This window comes from Marmoricola sp. URHA0025 HA25 (assembly GCF_054059435.1).
Genome location: NZ_JBSSCD010000001.1, coordinates 3,847,600 through 3,866,869, shown reverse-complemented (window position 1 = coordinate 3,866,869; position 19,270 = coordinate 3,847,600). Strand labels below are relative to the sequence as shown.

Annotated in this window: 18 protein-coding genes; 11 read left to right on the top strand and 7 right to left on the bottom strand. The window is 71.5% G+C overall.

Annotated elements, in window-relative coordinates:
* Window positions 1–106: 106 nt before the first annotated feature.
* Window positions 107–1,459, bottom strand: coding sequence for a glycoside hydrolase domain-containing protein (locus ACVW00_RS19000; RefSeq protein WP_457112457.1), 1,353 nt, complete (start codon window positions 1,457–1,459; stop codon window positions 107–109).
* 253 nt (window positions 1,460–1,712) lie between these two features.
* Here ACVW00_RS19000 and purL point away from each other — a divergent pair, with 253 nt between their 5' ends.
* On the top strand, window positions 1,713–3,977 hold the full coding sequence (gene purL, locus ACVW00_RS18995; RefSeq protein ID WP_457112456.1) for a phosphoribosylformylglycinamidine synthase subunit PurL: 2,265 nt from the start codon (window positions 1,713–1,715) through the stop codon (window positions 3,975–3,977).
* Window positions 3,978–3,990: 13 nt separating this feature from the next.
* On the opposite strand, the gene ACVW00_RS18990 is transcribed toward purL, so the two are convergent.
* On the bottom strand, window positions 3,991–5,259 hold the full coding sequence (locus ACVW00_RS18990) for an MFS transporter (RefSeq protein WP_457112455.1): 1,269 nt from the start codon (window positions 5,257–5,259) through the stop codon (window positions 3,991–3,993).
* A gap of 69 nt (window positions 5,260–5,328) precedes the next feature.
* On the opposite strand from ACVW00_RS18990, the gene ACVW00_RS18985 reads away from it, so the two are divergent.
* Complete coding sequence (locus ACVW00_RS18985; RefSeq protein ID WP_457112454.1) at window positions 5,329–5,937, top strand: helix-turn-helix domain-containing protein; 609 nt, start codon at window positions 5,329–5,331, stop codon at window positions 5,935–5,937.
* Window positions 5,934–6,221, top strand: a complete 288-nt coding sequence (locus ACVW00_RS18980; RefSeq protein WP_457112453.1) for a sterol carrier family protein — start codon at window positions 5,934–5,936, stop codon at window positions 6,219–6,221. Before ACVW00_RS18985 ends, ACVW00_RS18980 begins: the two co-directional genes overlap by 4 nt.
* Window positions 6,222–6,239: 18 nt before the next feature.
* Here ACVW00_RS18980 and ACVW00_RS18975 read toward each other — a convergent pair whose 3' ends face one another.
* Entirely contained in the window at window positions 6,240–7,322 is a 1,083-nt protein-coding gene (locus ACVW00_RS18975; RefSeq protein WP_457112452.1) for an LCP family protein, read from the bottom strand.
* A 133-nt stretch (window positions 7,323–7,455) separates the two neighbouring features.
* On the opposite strand from ACVW00_RS18975, the gene ACVW00_RS18970 reads away from it, so the two are divergent.
* From ACVW00_RS18970 to ACVW00_RS18955, 4 genes are all read left to right on the top strand, one after another.
* A complete protein-coding gene (locus tag ACVW00_RS18970) occupies window positions 7,456–8,802 on the top strand; it encodes a M20/M25/M40 family metallo-hydrolase (protein WP_457112451.1) in 1,347 nt (448 codons plus the stop codon).
* Between the two features lie 9 nt (window positions 8,803–8,811).
* Entirely contained in the window at window positions 8,812–10,413 is a 1,602-nt protein-coding gene (gene purF, locus ACVW00_RS18965) for an amidophosphoribosyltransferase (RefSeq protein WP_457112450.1), read from the top strand.
* Window positions 10,410–11,486 carry a phosphoribosylformylglycinamidine cyclo-ligase gene (purM, locus tag ACVW00_RS18960; RefSeq protein ID WP_457112449.1) on the top strand — a complete coding sequence of 359 codons (1,077 nt, stop codon included), beginning with the start codon at window positions 10,410–10,412 and terminating at the stop codon, window positions 11,484–11,486. The genes purF and purM overlap by 4 nt, the downstream gene beginning before the upstream one ends.
* Window positions 11,487–11,638: 152 nt before the next feature.
* Window positions 11,639–11,827 (top strand): DUF3073 domain-containing protein, encoded by a 189-nt coding sequence (locus ACVW00_RS18955; protein ID WP_457112448.1) that lies wholly within the window; start codon window positions 11,639–11,641, stop codon window positions 11,825–11,827.
* A 55-nt stretch (window positions 11,828–11,882) separates the two neighbouring features.
* Here ACVW00_RS18955 and ACVW00_RS18950 read toward each other — a convergent pair whose 3' ends face one another.
* Window positions 11,883–12,977: a Glu/Leu/Phe/Val family dehydrogenase gene (locus ACVW00_RS18950; protein WP_457112447.1), complete on the bottom strand. Its 1,095-nt coding sequence runs from the start codon at window positions 12,975–12,977 to the stop codon at window positions 11,883–11,885.
* Between the two features lie 242 nt (window positions 12,978–13,219).
* Between ACVW00_RS18950 and ACVW00_RS18945 the strand changes: the two genes are divergently transcribed.
* Window positions 13,220–13,429 carry a BldC family transcriptional regulator gene (locus ACVW00_RS18945; protein WP_457112446.1) on the top strand — a complete coding sequence of 70 codons (210 nt, stop codon included), beginning with the start codon at window positions 13,220–13,222 and terminating at the stop codon, window positions 13,427–13,429.
* A 109-nt stretch (window positions 13,430–13,538) separates the two neighbouring features.
* Here the strand turns inward: ACVW00_RS18945 and ACVW00_RS18940 are convergent, their stop codons facing one another.
* Window positions 13,539–14,300, bottom strand: coding sequence for a crotonase/enoyl-CoA hydratase family protein (locus tag ACVW00_RS18940; RefSeq protein ID WP_457112445.1), 762 nt, complete (start codon window positions 14,298–14,300; stop codon window positions 13,539–13,541).
* 146 nt (window positions 14,301–14,446) lie between these two features.
* Between ACVW00_RS18940 and ACVW00_RS18935 the strand changes: the two genes are divergently transcribed.
* Window positions 14,447–15,550 (top strand): potassium channel family protein, encoded by a 1,104-nt coding sequence (locus ACVW00_RS18935; RefSeq protein WP_457112444.1) that lies wholly within the window; start codon window positions 14,447–14,449, stop codon window positions 15,548–15,550.
* Between the two features lie 4 nt (window positions 15,551–15,554).
* Here the strand turns inward: ACVW00_RS18935 and ACVW00_RS18930 are convergent, their stop codons facing one another.
* Together ACVW00_RS18930 and ACVW00_RS18925 are read right to left on the bottom strand one after the other, a co-directional pair.
* A complete protein-coding gene (locus ACVW00_RS18930; RefSeq protein WP_457112443.1) occupies window positions 15,555–15,968 on the bottom strand; it encodes a YkvA family protein in 414 nt (137 codons plus the stop codon).
* 35 nt (window positions 15,969–16,003) lie between these two features.
* Window positions 16,004–16,657 (bottom strand): SGNH/GDSL hydrolase family protein, encoded by a 654-nt coding sequence (locus tag ACVW00_RS18925; protein ID WP_457112442.1) that lies wholly within the window; start codon window positions 16,655–16,657, stop codon window positions 16,004–16,006.
* Between the two features lie 170 nt (window positions 16,658–16,827).
* Here ACVW00_RS18925 and ACVW00_RS18920 point away from each other — a divergent pair, with 170 nt between their 5' ends.
* Both ACVW00_RS18920 and ACVW00_RS18915 read left to right on the top strand, forming a co-directional pair.
* Window positions 16,828–18,267 (top strand): class-II fumarase/aspartase family protein, encoded by a 1,440-nt coding sequence (locus ACVW00_RS18920; RefSeq protein WP_457112441.1) that lies wholly within the window; start codon window positions 16,828–16,830, stop codon window positions 18,265–18,267.
* Window positions 18,268–18,271: 4 nt separating this feature from the next.
* Entirely contained in the window at window positions 18,272–19,258 is a 987-nt protein-coding gene (locus ACVW00_RS18915; RefSeq protein ID WP_457112440.1) for a sugar ABC transporter substrate-binding protein, read from the top strand.
* The last annotated feature ends 12 nt before the right edge of the window (window positions 19,259–19,270 follow it).

Sequence of the window (19,270 nt, the reverse complement as noted above, 5' to 3'; positions counted from 1 at the left end):
CACTCGGCGGGGGTCGCGCTGCGCGGCTTCGGCAGCGAGGGCGCCGGCGGCTCCTCCACCTCGGGCTCGGCCGGGCTTGTCTTCGTCTCGCCCTTGCCCCCGAGGATCATCGGCGTCCCTTCCGCAGTGCGGCCCAGGTCTTCGTCGCGACCACCCCGGTCGGGCTGATGCCGACGCGGTGCTGGTACTCCCGCACCGCAGCCCGCGTCGCGCGGTTGTAGGCGCCGGTCACGCTCAGGTGGGGGGAGATCGCCGCGTTCAGCGCCCGCTGGGCCCGGACCACGTCGTCGCTGCGCACGCCGGCCTGGAGCACGCTCCGGGTGGTGCCCGCCGCGAGGAGCGAGGTCCAGTCCGAGCGGGTGAACGCCTTCTGGACGCGGTGGTGGACCCGCGCCTGCCAGCCCTTCACCCCCGCGGTCGTCGCGGCGTTCCAGGTGCCGGACACCGACCGGTCGTAGAGGCCCTGCTGCTTGAGCAGGCACTGCAGGGCGAGGTGCAGGGAGGTCCGCTCCTGCGGCGCGGTGTCCCGGTACGCCGTACGGCTGATCGCGGCCGGCGTGCACCTCGGGTCGCTCAGCTTGTCGGCCGGCGGAGGCGGAGGCGGCGTCGGTGCAGTGCCGCTCAGGTCGAGGTAGTTGCGGTCGATGTTGATCGTCGCGCCGCCCCAGGTCTCGTTGTGGCCGCCCTGGTACTGGTGGATCCTCTTCCCCGCCCAGCCGTCGGGCCGGATGAACGCAGAGCTCGCGTCGGCCCTGCCGTTCCAGTCCGCGATCCAGATCTGGTCGGGCATGGTCGCCCGGTTGCCGGGCGTCACGCGGGCGTCGTCGAGGACCTTGATCCCCGAGAGGGCGCTGGAGTAGACGCCTGAGACGTAGCCGGTCGCGTGCAGCTTGCGGGTCCAGGCGCTCAGGAACCACAGCGACGACATCCGGCACGACGCGATCGAGGCGTTGAAGGCCTCGAGGTCGTAGTAGATCGTGCTCCCGGCGACGATGCCGAGGCTCTGGGCCGCGGCGACGGCCTGCGTGGCCTCGACACGCGCCTGGGTCCGGGCCGCCCCGTAGTTGTTGGTGGCGTCCGCGCTGATCTTGTCCTTCTGGTACCGGTCGCGGGTGGTGCACGAGGCCTGCGCCCCGAGGTGGATGGGCAGCAGCCGCCATCCCGTCGCCAGCTGGGTGCTCACCCAGGTCGGGGTGAGGTTGGTCTGCGCCTGGCAGAACCGCAGCGCCCCCGACATGTAGATCCCCACCGCGCGGAACGGCGACGACGCCAGCCATGCGGTCATGGCGGCCTGGCTCGGCGCCTCGCACTGGTCGAAGCCGTAGCCGACCATGGTGCCGGGGGTGACCGCGTTCGGCGAGGTCGCGGTCGACGACGACGCGGTGAGACCCACGGTCGCGGCGAGCCCCGCAATCGTGAGGCCGGCCAGGGTCCGGCGAAGTCGTGGCAAGGAAGGCATTTCGGTCACTCCAGGGTGGGCGTTTGGTCACGATAACCACAGGAGTAACAGCCGTAACAGTAGTTCCGGGGAACTACAGATCTGTAGTTCGTACGGTCGGTTCGGCGCCGAATTCACTACGCCAGTAGTGAAGTACGGGCTTCCCGATCGCGATTGCGTACGGGAAGTCGGAGATTCACTACGCCGGTAGTGAATTTCCGCCCGCCGCCGGACCCAGCGAAGAGCACCACCGATCGGACGGTAGATTTTGCGCGTGACTGATGTCCGCACCGTCCCCCGTCTCGACACAGTCGCCGTCGCGGCAGCCGATCCCGATCGCGAGCAGCCGTGGGCCGACCTGGGGTTGAAGCCCGACGAGTACGCCAGGATCCGCGAGATCCTCGGTCGCCGACCCACCTCGAGCGAGCTGGCGATGTACTCGGTGATGTGGAGCGAGCACTGCTCCTACAAGAGCTCCAAGGTCCATCTCAAGCAGTTCAGCGAGATCCCGCAGGAGACGCCCGTCGGGAAGATGCTCGCCGGCATCGGGGAGAACGCCGGCGTGATCGACGTCGGCCAGGGCTATGCGGTGACCTTCAAGGTCGAGTCGCACAACCACCCGTCGTACGTCGAGCCCTACCAGGGTGCGGCCACCGGCGTCGGCGGCATCGTCCGCGACATCCTGGCGATGGGTGCCCGGCCGGTCGCGGTGATGGACCCGCTGCGCTTCGGGCCTCTCGACGCGGACGACACCCACCGCGTGCTGCCCGGGATCGTGGCCGGCGTCGGCGGCTACGGCAACTGCCTCGGCCTGCCGAACATCGGCGGTGAGGCGGTCTTCGACGAGAGCTACCTCGGCAACCCGCTGGTCAACGCCCTGTGCGTCGGCGTGCTGCGCCACGAGGACCTGCACCTCGCGAAGGCGAGCGGTGCCGGCAACCAGGTGATCCTGTACGGCGCCCGCACCGGCGGGGACGGCATCGGCGGCGTCAGCGTGCTCGCCTCGGAGACCTTCGACGCAGACGGCCCCGCCAAGCGGCCGAGCGTGCAGGTCGGCGATCCCTTCATGGAGAAGCTGCTCATCGAGTGCACCCTCGAGCTGTTCGCGGCCCGGGTGGTCGCGGGCATCCAGGACCTCGGCGGTGCGGGCCTGTCCTGCGCCACCTCCGAGCTGGCCAGCGCGGGCGACGGCGGCATGCAGGTCGAGCTCGACCGGGTTCCGCTGCGCGACTCGTCGCTGGCCCCGGAGGAGATCCTGATGAGCGAGTCGCAGGAGCGGATGATGGCGGTCGTCGAGCCCGCCGACGTCGAAGCGTTCATGGCGATCTGCGCGAAGTGGGACGTCGAGGCGGTCGTGGTCGGCGAGGTCACCGACAGCGGCCGGCTCGAGATCACCTGGCACGGTGAGACGATCGTCGACGTCCCGCCGCGCACCGTCGCCCACGAGGGCCCGACGTACCAGCGCCCGTTGGCCCGCCCGGACTGGCAGGACGCGCTCCAGGCCGACGGGGCCGAGTCGCTGCCGCGTCCTTCGGGCGGCGACGAGCTGCGCGCCACCGTGCTGCGCCTGGCGGCGAGCCCGAACCTCTGCGACAAGTCGTGGATCACCGACCAGTACGACCGCTACGTCCTCGGCAACACCGTGCTCGCGCAGCCCTCGGACTCCGGGATGATCCGGATCGACGAGGAGACCAACCTCGGCGTCGCGGTCTCCACCGACTGCAACGGGCGCTTCGCCAAGCTCGACCCGTACGCCGGCGCGCAGCTCGCTCTCGCCGAGTCCTACCGCAACGTCGCGACCGGGGGAGCGCGGCCGCTGGCGATCAGCGACTGCCTGAACTTCGGCTCGCCCGAGGACCCCGCCGTGATGTGGCAGTTCGCCGAGGCGTGCCGTGGCCTGAAGGACGCGTGCCTCGAGCTCGGCATCCCGGTCACCGGCGGCAACGTCAGCCTCTACAACCAGACCGCCGAGACGGCGATCCTGCCGACGCCGGTCGTGGCGGTGCTCGGGGTGATCGACGACGTCACGAGGAGGACACCCACCGGCTTCCAGGCGGCCGGCCAGCCGGTCTTCCTGCTCGGGACGACCCGGGAGGAGCTCTCGGGCAGCGAGTGGGCCAGCGTCGTGCACGGGCACCTCGGCGGCCACCCGCCGGTGCTCGACCTTGCCGGCGAGCAGGCGCTGGCCCGGCTTCTCGCCGACGGCGTCGGGCTGCTCACCTCTGCGCACGACCTGTCCGACGGCGGCCTGGCCCAGGCACTCGTGGAGTCGGCCCTGCGCAACGGTGTCGGCGCCACGGTCTCGCTGACCGGGGACGCCTTCGTGGACCTGTTCAGCGAGTCGGCCGGCCGGGTGGTGGTCACGGTCGCGGCCGACGACACGGTCCGGCTCACCGAGCTGGCGCTCGAGCACGGCGTACCCCTGTCGCGCCTCGGCCAGACCGGCGGCGACTCGCTCGACGTCGACGGCCAGTTCGAGATCCCCCTGGACGAGCTCCGGGACACCTGGACCGCGACGCTGCCGGCTGCGCTCGGCTGACCGGGTCGAGTGCTCAGGCGGCTGCCCGGGCGACCACTTCGGCACTCGACCGGAGCTCGGCCTGCCAGATCGCCGGGCGCGGCACCCGGCGCACCGATCGGCTCAGGGTGGGGATCAAGGCCGTGAGAGCGGTCAGCAGGCCCAGGGTGGCGATCGCCGCGCCGCCGCCGAGCCAGGTGAGAAGGGCGCCGGCGAGCACGGGGGACAGCGGCATCATCGACATCACCGCGAACTGGTTGGCCGACTGCACCCGCCCCTGGAGGCCGGCCGGGGTCAGTGACATCCGGTAGGCGCCCATGCCCGCGTTGCCGGCCGGGTTGAAGAAGAGCCCGATCGACAGCGACGCCGCGACGACGAGCGGGTTGTTCCAGAACACCAGCGGCAGGGCCAGCGGCACCCAGCTCCACGCGACGGCGATCGTGATCGACCCGGTCCGGAACCGGTCGATGATCCACGGGGCGGCCACCGCACCGAGCACACCGAAGAGGCCGGCCGAGGTCTCGACCAGCCCGATCTGCGCCGGCGCGAATCCGCCCTGGATCAGCCGCAGGACCGCCAGGAAGAGCATCGCGTTGAGCAGCACGTTCAGCAGCGCCGAGAACACCATCAGGACGCGGAACAGCGGGCGCTGCAGGATGAACCGGAAGCCCTCCCCGAGGCTCTCCCGGAGTCGCGGAGCAGGCCCGGTCCGGGGCGCCGGCGAGAGGTCGGTGCGGATCCGACCGAGCAGGAACCACGAGGCCGCGTAGGTCATGGCGTCCAGCGCGAACGGGAGCCACCGGACCAGGCTGAAGACGGCGCCGCCGATCGGACCTCCGACGAGCGAGGCGATGTGCTGGCGTGCCTGGTTCTGCGAGAGCGCTGCCGACAGCTGCTCGTCCGGTACGACGGCGCGGATGGCCGACGTCTCCGCCGGGGCGAAGAGGCCGGCCGCTGCGCCGGTGAGCAGCGCCACCGCGACGAGGTGTGCGATCGAGATGCCGATGGTCAGCTGCGCGACGACCAGCGAGGCGTACAGCACCGTGCCCGTCGCACTGGCGGCACGCATCACCCGGCGCCGGTGCAGCCGGTCGGCGAGGACGCCGGCGGGAAGCAGCATGCCGACCAGGCCGAGGATGTTCGCGGCCTCGGCAACTGCTGCCCACAGTGCGGAACCGGTGATCGCGTAGGCGAGCAGCGGGAAGACGAACATGCTGATCCGGCTGCCCAGCTCGCTGATCGTCTGGCCCACCCAGAGCACCGTGAAGTCGTGGTTGCGGCGAAGGTCCCGGAATCCCGTCATATCCGCAACATATAGTGCGCAAGTATTAGTGCGCAATGTCCCTTGCGAAATAATCGGTAGCATGGACCCATGACCGACAAACCGAGGCGGAGGGCATCCGGCCCGAGTGGGTCGAGCTCCGTCGCGGACCCACGGATCCTCCGGGCGATCGCCCACCCGGTGCGCAACCGGATCCTCGGCGAGCTGTCCGCCGCCGGCCACCTGCGTGCCGCTGACGTGGCCGAGGTGCTCGGCATCCCGGCGAACCAGGCGAGCTTCCACCTCCGCCAGCTGGCCAAGTACGGCCTCGTCGAGCAGGCGCCCGAGCTCGCCCGTGACGGTCGCGATCGGGTCTGGCGGCCGGTCCACGAGCACGGCCTGACCCTCGAGCTGACCGAGATGGAGAAGGGGCCGGGCGGCAGGTCGGCCGTCGCCGTGTGGCGCGGGCAGGCCGCGGCGGTCGCCAAGGCGGCGATCGATCGGGCGTACGCGAACCGCAAGAGCCGTGAGCACCACGTGATGATCAGCGACGACTGGATCCGGCTCACGAAGGCGGAGGCGAAGGAGCTCTCCGAGGAGCTGATGGCGCTCCAGGCGCGCTGGCAGGACCGGAGCCAGGAGATCGCCGACGACGGCCAGGACCGGCGTACCTACCACGTGATGAAGGTCGTCCAGCCGGCGCCGGAGGTCGAGGCTTGACGGCGACCAAGGAGCAGGTCAAGGCGTCACTGGCGGCCCTGAAGGCCCGTGCCCCCGGCCGGGCCGTCGAGGTCCGGGTGCCGCCGTACGCAGCGGTGCAGGTGATCGGTGGGGGCACCCATACGCGGGGCACCCCGCGGGCCGTCGTCGAGACCGACCCCGACACCTGGCTGGCGCTGGCCAGCGGGGAGCTGAGCTGGGCCGAGGCGGTGGCGGCCGGTCGGGTGCGGGCGTCCGGCGAGCGTGCGGACCTCTCGCCCTACCTCCCGCTGCCCCCGGGCTGACGTGCCCGGACATCACGGCTAGCCGGTGGCAGCCGCGTTGCTGTGCAGCGCGACGTACTCAGCGAGCCGGTCCTCGCGCAAGGCGGTCCAGAGCTCCTGGTCGGCGGTCTTGTCCAGGAGGACGTAGTCGGTGCCGTCCTCGGTGGCCAGCGGGTTGGCGGCGACCGGGGCGGTGAGGAACGTGGTGGTGCTGGTCCGGAGGTGCCGCATCGACCAGAGCAGCCCCAGCATGCGGCGGTAGGAGAAGTCGTGCTCCAGCGCGAGATGGCGCGCGGACGCGCGCATCATCTTGCTGACCGCGAGGGGGTGGGTGAAGGTGCCGCCGTCCACCGCGCCGTGCATGAGGGCCCGGACCAGGCTCTGCTGGCGCGCCACCCGGTCGAGGTCCTTGCCGGGCATGCACGGCTGCAGCTTGATGTAGTCCAGGACGCCCTGCCCGTCGAAGCGCCGGGGGCCCGCCGGCAGGTCGCAGATCGGGCTGGGGACGTTCACGACCACACCGCCGAGCACGTCGGCGATCTCGCGGAACGCGTTGAGGTCGAGCACCGCGAGCCGGTCCAGCCGCGTGCCCGTGACCTCCTCGACCGTGCGTGCGACCAGGCGCGGTCCGCCGGCGGTCGCGGCATCGCTCAGCTTGCCCGGGCCGACGCCCGGGATGTCGACGATGCTGTCGCCCGGGATCGAGACGACGTAGAGGGCGCGGTGGTCCGCGGTGAGGTGGAGCAGCATCACCAGGTCGCTGCGGACCAGGTCATCGCGCCAGCCGATCCTGGTGCTCCGCGACGGCGCCGACGCCCCGGGATCGCTGCCGACGAGGAGGATGGTCGTGCCGGCCCCCTCGGCGCCGGCCTGGCCGACGGAGTCGGGCAGCCGGTCGAGGCCGCCGAACACCCACGCGAACCACCCCGCGGCCAGCACCAGCAGGGCGACCAGGGCGGCGCCTGCGCCGATCGCGATCCGCTTGCGCCGCCGGCGGAGCCTGACCTTGCGACGATGGGCCTCGCGCCGCTCGTGGATGCGCTGATTGCGCGCCTCGATCTCGTCCGGGGAGCGCTCGATCCAGGCCTCGTCGGCCTGGCCCTCGCTCTCACCCTCGGTCACGCCGGTCCTCTTCCCTGTCGCGGCACACGGTGGCGCTGGTCACAGCAAACGCGCACAGAGTACGACGATCCCGGCATTGCGTGACCGCCGCCCGGGGCGCGGACCGGCGCCGCTCACTCCTAGAGTTGGCGCCATGGATCTCGCAGATCTCCGCTCCCGCGTCCAGGCCGTCCTCCCCGGCGTCCGTCAGAACCTCGAGGACCTGGTCCGGATCCAGTCGGTGAGCGCCGACCCGGCCCGCGCGGGCGAGGTCCAGCGCAGCGCCGAGGCCGTGCGTGACCTGTTCGCGGCCGAGGGCTTCTCGGTCCGGATCACCAACGCCGACGGTGGCGCGCCCGCACTGATCGCCGCGAAGCCGGCCCCGGCGGGAGCCCCGACGATCCTGCTCTATGCCCACCACGACGTGCAGCCCGAGAACGACCACGCCGACTGGGACTCCCCGCCGTTCGAGCCCACCGAGCGCGGTGAGCGGCTCTACGGCCGCGGTGCCGCCGACGACAAGGCCGGCATCGCCGCGCACCTCGCGGCGATCAGGGCCCTGGCCGACGACCTCGCGATCGGGGTCACCGTGTTCGTCGAGGGCGAGGAGGAGATCGGCTCCGACAGCCTCGAGGCCCTGCTGCGCCAGGAGGCCGACGCCCTCGCCGCCGACGTCATCGTCATTGCCGACAGCGGCAACTGGGACATCGGCGTACCGGCGCTGACGACCAGCCTGCGGGGCCTGGTCCGCGTCGACATCGAGGTCCGCACGCTGAGCCACGCCGTGCACTCCGGCATGTGGGGCGGACTCGTCCCGGACTCCCTGATGACGCTGGCCCGGGTCATCGCGTCCCTGCACGACGACCAGGGCAACCTCGCCATCGAGGGGCTCCACGAGGGCCCGGCCGCAGACGTGGAGTACCCCGAGGAGCGGCTCCGGGCGGAGTCCGGGGCACTGCCGAGCATCGAGTGGATCGGCTCCGGGCCGATCGTCGAGCGGTTGTGGACCAAGCCCGCCCTGAGCATCACCGGCCTCGACGCGCCGCAGGTCTTCGGGGCGAGCAACACGCTGGTGCCGGCGGCGCGCGCCCGGATCTCGATGCGGATCGCCCCGGGCGACACGACCTCGAACGCCACCGAGTGCCTGCGCAAGCACCTCGAGGCGCACCTGCCCTGGGGTGCCGAGCTCGGGTTCACGGTCGTGGACACCGGTGAGCCGATCGCGATCGACGCGACCGGTCCGGCGTACGACATCGCGCGGGACGCGTTCACCCAGGCGTGGGACGGAGTGGCGCCGGTCGACATGGGGGTCGGCGGCTCGATCCCGTTCATCGAGCTGTTCCTGCGGACCTTCCCCGGCGCCAGCGTCCTGGTGACGGGCGTCGAGGACCCCGACACGCGTGCGCACGGCGCCAACGAGGGCCTGCACCTCGCGGAGTTCGAGCGAGTCTGTCTCGCCGAAACGCTCCTGCTGGCGAACCTGGGCACCCTGCGCCCGTAGACTCTGCGTGTGGCCCTTCCAGGACAGCCCGCCGGAGCCCCTTCTCCTCGGCGTCGCGGCGACGGCCGCCTGACCCACGAGCTCGACCCCCAGGACACCGGACCCCAGGACGCCTGCGGCGTCTTCGGCGTGTGGGCCCCCGGCGAGGACGTCGCGAAGCTCGCGTACTACGGCATCTACGCCCTCCAGCACCGCGGCCAGGAGTCGGCCGGCATCGCGGTCAGCAACGGGCGCCAGATCCTCGTCTACAAGGACATGGGCCTGGTCTCCCAGGTCTTCGACGAGTCCACGCTCGAGGCGCTCAAGGGCCACATCGCCATCGGTCACGCGCGCTACTCCACGACCGGGGCGAGCACCTGGCACAACGCGCAGCCGACGTTCCGGCCGACGGCGACCGGGTCGATCGCGCTCGGGCACAACGGCAATCTGACCAACACCAGCGAGCTCGCCCAGATGGTCGCCGACCTCCCCAGCGACTCCGGTGAGCTGGAGATCCACGCCCGCAACCTCGAGACCAGCACCAACGACACCTCGCTGGTGACAGCGCTGCTCGCCCACCATGGCGGCGGGACGCTCGAGGACCGGGCCGTCGAGCTGCTGCCGCAGGTCAAGGGCGCCTTCTCCTTCGTCTGGATGGACGAGAGCACCCTGTACGCCGCCCGCGACCCGCAGGGCATCCGGCCGCTCGTGCTCGGCCGCCTCGAGCGGGGCTGGGTGGTGGCCTCGGAGACCGCCGCCCTCGACATCGTCGGCGCGTCGTACATCCGCGAGATCGAGCCCGGCGAGATGGTCGCGGTCGACGAGGAGGGGCTCCGCAGCCGGCGGTTCGCGGAGGCCGCGCCGAAGGGCTGCCTCTTCGAGTTCGTCTACCTCGCCCGTCCCGACACGCGGATCTCCAACCAGCGCATCCACAGCGTGCGGGTGGAGATCGGGCGCAAGCTCGCGCGCTCGTTCCCCGCCGACGCGGACCTCGTCATCCCGGTGCCCGAGTCCGGCACGCCGGCCGCGATCGGCTACGCCGAGGCCAGCGGGATCCCCTACGGCACCGGGCTGGTGAAGAACAGCTACGTCGGCCGGACCTTCATCCAGCCCAGCCAGACGATCCGTCAGCTCGGCATCCGGCTCAAGCTGAACCCGCTGCGCGACGTCATCGAGGGCAAGCGGCTCGTGGTCGTCGACGACTCGATCGTGCGCGGCAACACCCAGCGCGCCCTGGTGCGCATGCTGCGCGAGGCCGGTGCTCGCGAGGTACATGTGCGCATCTCCAGCCCGCCGGTGAAGTGGCCGTGCTTCTACGGCATCGACTTCGCCACGCGTGCCGAGCTGATCGCCACCGGGCTCTCCGTCGACGAGATCTGTGCCTCGATCGACGCGGACTCGCTGGCCTACATCTCGCTGGAGGAGCTTGTCGAGGCCACCTCGGTGCCGGCGGACAACCTCTGTCGCGCCTGCTTCGACGGCGTCTACCCGGTGCCGCTCCCCGAGCCCGAGCTGCTGGGCAAGCACCTGCTCGAGCCGGCGCTGATGGTGCCCGACCGCCAGCTCGACGTCGACGGCCTGGCCGCCTCGCTGGCGGGTGGCGGCGCCGGCGACGCCCTGGACCGCCCGTGAGTGGCACCACGTACGAGGCCGCCGGCGTCTCCATCGAGGCCGGCGACAAGGCCGTCGAGCTGATGAAGGTCTGGATCGAGAAGGCCCGTCGTCCCGAGCAGATCGGCGGCATCGGCGGGTTCGCCGGGCTGTTCGACGCGAGCGCGCTGAAGTCCTACGACCGCCCGCTCCTGGCGACCTCCGCCGACGGCGTCGGCACCAAGGTCGCCATCGCGCAGGCACTCGACAAGCACGACACGATCGGCTTCGACCTGGTCGGCATGCTCGTCGACGACCTGGTCGTGTGCGGCGCCGAGCCGCTGTTCCTCACCGACTACATCGCCACCGGCCGCGTCGTACCCGAACGCGTCGCGGCGATCGTCCAGGGCATCGCCGAGGCGTGCGTGCAGGCCGGCTGCGCCCTCATCGGGGGTGAGACCGCCGAGCACCCGGGTCTCCTCGGGCCCGACGAGTACGACGTCGCCGGCTCCACCACCGGGGTCGTCGAGGCCGACGCGCTCCTGGGTCCCGACCTGGTCCGCCCGGGTGACGTGGTGATCGCGATGGCCTCCAGCGGACTGCACTCCAACGGCTACTCCCTGGTGCGCCACGTGCTGCTCGCTGCGCCGTCCGAGGGTGGGGCGGGCCGCACGCTCGACGAGCACGTGGACGACCTCGGTCGCACGCTCGGCGAGGAGCTCCTCGAGCCGACCCGGATCTACGCCAAGGCATGCCTCGCTCTCGCCCACGGCACCGCCACGCACGCGATGTCGCACGTGACCGGCGGCGGGCTCGCGGCCAACCTGGAGCGGGTGCTGCCCGCGGAGCTGACGGTCACCATCGACCGCGGCACCTGGGCGCTGCCGCCGGTGTTCGGGCTGGTCCAGCAGACCGGCTCGGTCGCGCGCTCCGACCTCGAGCGCACCCTGAACTGCGGCGTCGGGATGGTGGCGCTCACGGCTGCGGACGACGCCGACCGAGCGATCGCGCTGCTCGCCGAGCACGAGGTCGACGCGTGGGTCGCGGGCACTGTCGCCGAGGCCACCAGCGACGCCGAGCGGGGCGCCGTGCACCTCGTCGGCGACCACGTCTGACGCCTTCGGCCCCCGATTCGCGGGGCGGGTGCCGGTCGCTGGGCGATCCGACGTGCGGGAATGACCTGTCGGCAGGTACGGTTGTCCCACGAGACGATGATTCCGACCGGCAGCCTCTGAGCGCCGGCCAAGTGTGCGAGGGGGTCGACCCAATGGGGCGCGGCCGTGCGAAGGCGAAACAGACCAAGGTTGCTCGCGATCTGAAGTACCGCACTCACGAGACGGACTTCAGTCAGCTGGCCAAGGAGCTCCACGGGGACGAGGGACCGTCCGCGGAGGCCGAGCCCGAGGCAGACCCCGACGAGTGGGCGGACTACTCGCCCTCGTCGACACGCGACTGAGCGACTGACGCACCCGCCGGCGACGCCGGCCCGGGCGCGCCGGTGACTTCGAGCCTCAGCGCTCACCCAGCCAGAGGTGTCGCCGCCCGATCGCGGCCATCCGGCGCTCGGCGATCCGGTCGGCGGCGACCGAGGGTGGGATGTCCTCGTCGGCGGCGATGCGGAAGACCTCGCGCGTGGTCTCGAAGATGCCGGCCGCGCGCTGCTGGGCCCGGTCGAAGTCGAAGCCGATCAGCTCGTCGGCCACCTGGATGAGACCTCCCGAGTTCACGCAGTAGTCCGGCGCGTAGAGGATCCCGGCGTCGGCGAGCAGCTTCTCGACGCCGTCGTGGGCGAGCTGGTTGTTCGCCGCCCCGCAGACCACCTTCGCCTGCAGCCCCGCGACCACGTCGTCGTCGAGCGCACCGCCCAGGGCGCAGGGGGCGTAGACGTCGATGGCGTCGCGGACCAGCTCGGCGGTGCTGCCGGCCGCGCGCACCTCGGGGTGGACCTCGAGCACGCGCAGGACTGCCTGCGGAGAGACGTCGGAGACCACCACCTGGGCGCCGTCGTCGAGCAGGTGGCCCACCAGGTGGCGTCCGACCTTGCCGACCCCGGCGATCCCGACCGTGCGCCCGGCAAGCGTGGGCACGCCCCAGGCCACCTCGGCCGCGGCGCGCATTCCCTGGAACACGCCGTACGCAGTGAGCACCGAGGAGTCACCGGCGCCCCCGTGGGCCGTCGTGCGCCCGGTGACGAAGTCGCACTCGCGGGCGACGACGTCCATGTCCTCGCTGACGGTGCCGACGTCGCACGCGGTCAGGTAGCGCCCGTGCAAGGACTGGACGAAGCGCCCGTAGGCCCGCAGCAGTGCCTCGGTCTTCGCCGTCGCCGGGTCGCCGATGATCACCGCCTTGCCACCGCCGAGGTCCAGGCCGGTGAGTGCGGCCTTGTAGGACATGCCGCGGGCGAGCCTGAGCACGTCGGCCAGCGCGGCGGCCTCGTCGGCGTACGGGTAGAAGCGGGTGCCACCGAGGGCCGGCCCGAGGGCCGTGGAGTGGATGGCGATGATCGCGCGGAGGCCGCTGGCCTCGTCGGCGCAGAAGACGACCTGCTCGTGGCCGTCGAACCCGGCGAAGACGCCGGCTGGAACGCTGTTCGGACTCTTCATCGCGGCTCTGCCTCACCGTCGGGCACCAGGGGTGGCGGTGCGTTGCTGGGGTGGCGTGCTTTCGGCTGGGATGGCGCCGGAAACGACACAAACCCTACTCTGGTTACGGGCGGTCTGCCCCTTTTGTGTATCTGTCTAGACCGGAAAGCCCATGTCCGTTTGGTCTGCTTTACACGACTTGCCGTGAGTGTCATGCTCGATATGTCCTCATACAGACGAACCACCGAACGAGGGGCACCACCATGCAGCACACCACCGAGACCGAGACCCTGCTGACACCCGCCGAGGTCGCAGCAATGTTCCGCGTGGACCCCAAGACCGTGACCCGGTGGGCCAAGGCCGGAAAGCTGAGCGCGATCCGGACGCTCGGGGGTCACCGTCGCTACCGCGAGGCCGAGGTCAAGGAGCTCCTGGGCGGGGTCATCCCGGCCCAGCGCGGCGCCGCAGACTGACCGCACGACCTTCAGCTCTTCCGGGGCTCGACGCCGATGGCGTCGAGCCTCGACGCTTTTTCCGGACGCCCGATTTATCCGGGTATGGCGGGTTCCGGTAACCGTCTTCTCAGAAGGCGCCGTGGCGCCCGGCGCCCTCGGCGAACCGGGCGGCCCCCTGGAGTGACTCGGCCTCGATCGCCCGCAGGCCGTGACCGAACTCCACGGCGATCGCCGCCTCCTCGTCGAGGCCCCACTGGTCCAGGACGCCGGCGCGGTCGCTGCGCACGCACACCTGCGGGAACGCCGCGATCTCGGCGGCCAGGGCCTGGGCTCGCCCGAGCGCCTGCCCGGCCGGCGTCAACCGGTTGACCAACCCGATCGCCAGGGCCTCCTGCGCATCGACCGCGCGTCCGGTCAGGATCAGGTCCAGGGCGCGGGACTGACCGATCAGCCGGGGCAGACGGACCGTGCCGCCGTCGATCAGCGGCACGCCCCAGCGGCGGCAGAAGACGCCGAGCACGGCGTCCTCGGCCGCCACCCGGAGGTCGCACCACAGCGCCAGCTCGAGGCCGCCCGCAACGGCGTGCCCCTCGATCGCCGCGATCACGGGCTTGGTCAGCCGCATCCGGCTGGGTCCCATCGGTCCGTCGCCGTCCGGCTCGAGCCGGTTCACCGAGTCGCCCCGGCTCAGTGCCTTGAGGTCGGCACCCGCGCAGAACGTGCCGCCCGCACCGGTGAGCACCGCGACGCTCAGGGAGTCGTCGGCGTCGAAGGCCCGGAACGCCTCCGCCAGCGCCTCGGCGGTCTCCCGGTCGACGGCGTTGCGCGCCTCGGGCCGGTCGAGGGTGACAGTGAGGATGGGTCCGGACGTCTCGCGGTGCACGGTCATGCGGCACATTCAACCGCTGGACGGCGTACCGCGGGTATCAGCAGGGCGCCACGCGGCCTCGTTGTCGGCGAAACTCCGGCGCGGTCGTCGCGGCGGTGCCATGATCCGAGGGTCTCGGGCTTGGGCTGGCACGTCCGGAGGCGGGGATGGCGAGAATCGGCAGGCGGATCGCGAGGCTCTTCGACCTGCCCCTGCTGTCCCGGCTCGCCTTCCACATCCGCCGGATGACCGGCGGGCTGGAACGCGGCTTCTTCCTGAGGCTGTTCGTCGCGCTGAGCAGCTTCGTGATCGTCGCCGCCGGTCTCCTCACCGCTCTCGAGGGTCCGCACGACAGCGTCGGCGCGGCCGCCTCCAAGTTCGGCAACAGCTTCTACTGGGGCATCACCACCGTCCTCGGCAACGGGGACACCGGTTACGTGGAGACGCCGGGCGGCAAGTTCATCAGCTGGCTGCTCGTGCTCTTCGGGGTGGCGATCGTCGCCGCGATCACCGGAGCCCTGGTCGGCTTCGTGATCGACATCTTGCTCAAGGAGGGTCAGGGAATGGGTGCTGCCGGCTACCGGGACCACATCGTGGTCTGTGGATGGAACCCCACCGCACGCGAGCTGATCAGCGAGCTCGGTGGTGACGAGTACGCCACCAAGGTCGTGCTGCTGCACACCGGGGACAAGAACCCGGCGGGAAGCGGGGTGTACTTCGTCAGCGGAGACATCACCAACGCCGACGACCTGCGTCGCGCGGGCATCGAGGACGCCATGGCGGCGGTCGTGTGCCCGGCCGACGCGAGCAACGAGGCCGACATGCGCTCGATCCTCTCGGTGATGGCGATCGAGTCGATCGCGCCGCACGTGCGCACCGTGGTCGAGGCCAACAACCCCGACCACGTCGAGCACTTCCGGCGTGCCCACGCCGACGAGATCGTGGTCAGCTCACGGTTGGTCTCGCGCCTGATGGCACGCTCGTCCCTCTACCCGGGCCTGGCGGAGATCGTCACCGACATCGTGTCCGGCGGCAAGGGATCCGAGCTCTACCGGGTGAAGCTTCCCGACGACTACGTCGGCCTGTCCGTCGACCAGCTGTCGGAGCGGATGCGCTCCGATCACAGCGCCACCCTCCTCGCCGTGAGCCGCGAGGGCTCGGCGTACATCAACCCGGAGCCCGGCTTCCGCCTGCAGGTCGGCGACGACGCCGTCGTCGTGGCCGAGTCGCTCGGGACGCTCGCGCCGCTGCAGATGGCGCCGGCGGACTGAGGCCTCAGCCGGCCAGGCCGGTGACGCGCTTGAGGATTCGCAACCCCTCGGGAGTGCCCGGCCAGTGCCGGTCGATCGCGTCGACACCTGCGCGCCGGGCGACCGAGCGCAGGAGGAGGGCGACCACGATGATGTCGTCGGCGTAGCCGGCGACCGGGATGAAGTCCGGCACCAGGTCGAGCGGGAACGCCAGGTAGACCGCAGCTCCGGCGAGACGCAGGCGCACGCCGCGCGGCAGCTCCGGGTCGGACGCAAGCCGACGGAGCAGGCGGACCACGTCGGGCAGCAGCCGAAGGGCCTCGCGCAGGCCGGCCGGCTCGCCGGAGCGGCGGCCGGCGACGTAGAGCGTCGCCACCAGGGCGAGCCAGAGCAGCAGGAGCCCGCCGGCGACGGCGACCAGCAGGTGCCAGGGCGTCATCCCGGCCAGTCTGGCAGCGGAGGACTCCGCCCGGGTCAGCCGACCGACGCGGTGCGCCGGCTGCGGGTCGTGGCGGCCCGCCGCCGGCGCTCCTCGCGAGCCGCCAGAGCGGTCGCGACCGCGGGATAGAGGGCTTCCGCGATCACGGCGTAGCCGGCGCTCGAGGGGTGGAACCGGTCGCCGCAGAACAGCGAGCGGTCGGCGGCGAACGCCCGGGCGGTCCCGTGGTCACGGTCGGCGACGTGGGCGCCTGCGGTCCGGGCGGCGATGATCTGGGAGTCGCGCAGCAGCATGCTCGCCGACCGCAGCACCGGGACGAGGCCCAGCGGAGTGTCGGGCAGGGCGCTCAGGTCGGGCGCGGGCGCGACGACGACCTCGGCGCCGGCCTCGCGGAGCCGGCGTACGGCGTCACCGAGCTGGCGTGCTGCGCGGCCGGCGTTGGTGTGGTGGAGCAGGTCGTTGGCGCCGATGACGACCACCGCGACCGAGGGCCGCCAGCCCGCCGCGCGGTCAGCCTGGTCGGCGAGCATGCTGCTCCGCGCTCCGGGTGCGGCGAACACGCGCGTGGTGACGGTCGCGCCCTCGTCGCGGAGCCGGTGGGCGAGCCGGGCCCCGGCGGTCTCAGTACGTCGCGACGCGCCTCGTCCGGCGGCGATGGAGTCGCCGAGCATCGCGAGGCGGATGGTCATGCGCGGCGGTACCCGCCGGGGGCGCAGGTCAAACCCGCCCGTGATCGCGGTGCCACGCACGCGGCGACCTCCCAGATCCGACCCTCGTCGAATCTCTTCGGTCAAACGCTTGACTTCCCCCGGACCCGGTACGTACGTTTCGTCTATTCAATCGTTTGACTGGAGTTCATGTGCACTTCGACCTGCTGGCCCGCATCGGTGGCGACCCCGCCATGGAGCGGGTGTTCTCGGAGGAGCGGACCGTCGCGTCCTGGCTCCGTGTGGAGGCGGCCCTCGGACGCGCCCTCGCCTCGGCCGGCGTCGTCGACATCGAGGTCGGGGAGCGCATCGCCGACGCGTGCGTGATGGAGTCGATCGACCTCACCCGCCTCTGGAAGGAGTCGGCGGTGGTGGGCTACCCCATCCTGCCGCTGGTCCGGATGATCTGCGAGAACCTCCCCGAGGCCGACGCCGCGCACGTCCACTACGGAGCCACCACCCAGGACATCATGGACTCCGGGATGGCGCTCCAGATAGGTGAGGCGCTCGTCCACATCGACGACCTGCTCGGGTCTTTGGGAGATGCCCTGGCCCGGCTGGTCGCGCTGCACCGCGAGAGCACGATGGCTGCGCGCACGCACGTGATGCAGGCGGTCCCCACCACCTTCGGCGCCAAGCTGGCCGTCTTCCTCGACACCCTGGCGCGCCAGCGCGGAAGGCTGCGGACGGTGACCGACGACGTCCGCGTGGTCTCGCTGTTCGGTGCCGGCGGCACCTCGGCCGCTCTCGGCGCCGATGCCGGAGCCGTCCGGGCAGCCCTGGCCGACGAGCTCGGCCTCCAGGACTGCGGCGTCCCGTGGCACGTCGCCCGGGACCGCTTCGTCGCGGCCGGTCATGCGGCCGCAGAGATCGCGAGCACCTGCACCCGCCTGGGTCGGGAGATCATCGACATGTCCCGCCTCGAGATCGGCGAGGTCGCCGAGGAGGACGGGATGTACCGCGGGGCCAGCTCGACGATGCCCCAGAAGGCCAACCCGATCTCCTCGGAGATGGCGGTCGGCTTCGGCGCCTGGGCGGCCACGGCAGCCGCCGGCCTGTACCGGGCGATGGAGGCGGGTCATGAACGCGCCGCCGGCGAGTGGCACGTCGAGTGGGCGGCGGTGCCGGCCACATTCACCGCGACCGCCGGTGCGCTGCTCTCGGCCCGGGACGCGATTGCCGGCCTGCGGGTCTTCCCCGAGCGGATGCTCGCCAACCTGGAGACCGACGGCGGGCGCCTGATGGCCGAGGCCTACATGATGGCGCTGGCTCCGCACCTGGGTCGCGGCCCCGCCCACGAGCTGGTGTACGCCGCCGTGCGGCACTCGCGCCAGGAGGACGTGCCGTTGCGGGACGCCGTACGCGATGTCGTGACCGCCGAGGTGTGGCGCGACGTCGAGCCCGTCCTGCCGTGGCCACAGGGATATCTCGGTCAAGCCTCAGCGATCTGCGACGAGGCACTCAAGGTCTGGGCGGCCAGTGGCGAACCCACGCACCCACCCGGGCACCAAGCCAGTCAGGGACCACCCCACGGCAACACCGGACCGGCCGATGCAGCACCCCCGCTCACCACGCCCCTCGACAAGGAGTAACCCCATGAACCGAATGCCGCGCACGCTGGCCGTCGGGGCGCTCGCCGCCCTGACAGCCCTCAGCCTCGCCGCCTGCAACACCGAGGACACCAAGTCGTCCACGTCGTCGGGCTCGAAGGAGCTGACCATCGGCCTGGCCAACCAGCAGATGTCGGTGACCTTCCCGGCCGCGATCGCCAAGGGCGCCCAGGCCGAGGCGAAGAAGCTCGGCGTGAAGCTGGTGGTCCTCGACTCGCAGGGCGACCAGGCCAAGCAGGCCAGCCAGGTCCAGGACCTCATCGGCCAGAAGGTCGACGGCATCATCCTGGTCCCGCTCTCGCCCGGGCCCGCCCAGGCGATGGTCGACCAGGCCGACGCCGCCGGGATCGCCGTGGGCACCGCGCACGGGTACGTCGGGGCCGACCGGAGCGTCGACGACCCCTACGAGAAGCTCAAGTACGTGATCGACGAGGACGAGGCCGGTGCCGGCGCGACCGCGGGCAAGATGGCGGTCGAGGCAGTGCCGAACGGTGGCGACGTCGCGATCATCACCGGTGCGGCCGGCTTCGTCGAGAACAAGACCCGCGTCGACGACTTCGAGAAGGCCCTCACCGACAAGGGCGGCTTCAAGGTCGTCGCCAACCAGCCCGGTGACTGGACCAAGGAGGGCGGTCAGTCCGCCTGCCAGAACATCCTGGCGGCGCACCCGAAGGTCTCGCTGTTCTACGCGATCTCCGACGACATGGCGGTGGGCTGCGCGGCCGCGGCCAAGTCCGCGGGCTCGAGCGCCAAGATCATCGGTGTCGGCGGCTCCGCCGGGGGAATCGATGCGATCAAGGCGGGCACTGTCTACGGGACGGTCTGCTACAAGCCGTACACGGAGGGTCAGATGGCGGTCAAGGCCATGGTCGACGCGCTCAAGGGCAACCTGTCGGGTGCACCGAAGACCACCTTCTACGACACCCCCGGTGTCACGAAGGCCAACGTCGACTCGTGCCAGCCGCAGTGGTGACAGGTAGAGAAC

Coding starts and splice junctions, on each gene's coding strand:
- ACVW00_RS18925 (WP_457112442.1), bottom strand. CDS start 16,657: ATGACCATCCGCCTCGCGATGCTCGGCGACTCCATCGCCGCCGGACGA.
- ACVW00_RS18970 (WP_457112451.1), top strand. CDS start 7,456: ATGGATCTCGCAGATCTCCGCTCCCGCGTCCAGGCCGTCCTCCCCGGC.
- ACVW00_RS18935 (WP_457112444.1), top strand. CDS start 14,447: ATGGCGAGAATCGGCAGGCGGATCGCGAGGCTCTTCGACCTGCCCCTG.
- ACVW00_RS18945 (WP_457112446.1), top strand. CDS start 13,220: ATGCAGCACACCACCGAGACCGAGACCCTGCTGACACCCGCCGAGGTC.
- ACVW00_RS18930 (WP_457112443.1), bottom strand. CDS start 15,968: ATGACGCCCTGGCACCTGCTGGTCGCCGTCGCCGGCGGGCTCCTGCTG.
- ACVW00_RS18915 (WP_457112440.1), top strand. CDS start 18,272: ATGAACCGAATGCCGCGCACGCTGGCCGTCGGGGCGCTCGCCGCCCTG.
- ACVW00_RS18950 (WP_457112447.1), bottom strand. CDS start 12,977: ATGAAGAGTCCGAACAGCGTTCCAGCCGGCGTCTTCGCCGGGTTCGAC.
- ACVW00_RS18940 (WP_457112445.1), bottom strand. CDS start 14,300: ATGACCGTGCACCGCGAGACGTCCGGACCCATCCTCACTGTCACCCTC.
- ACVW00_RS18955 (WP_457112448.1), top strand. CDS start 11,639: ATGGGGCGCGGCCGTGCGAAGGCGAAACAGACCAAGGTTGCTCGCGAT.
- ACVW00_RS18990 (WP_457112455.1), bottom strand. CDS start 5,259: ATGACGGGATTCCGGGACCTTCGCCGCAACCACGACTTCACGGTGCTC.
- ACVW00_RS19000 (WP_457112457.1), bottom strand. CDS start 1,459: ATGCCTTCCTTGCCACGACTTCGCCGGACCCTGGCCGGCCTCACGATT.
- ACVW00_RS18985 (WP_457112454.1), top strand. CDS start 5,329: ATGACCGACAAACCGAGGCGGAGGGCATCCGGCCCGAGTGGGTCGAGC.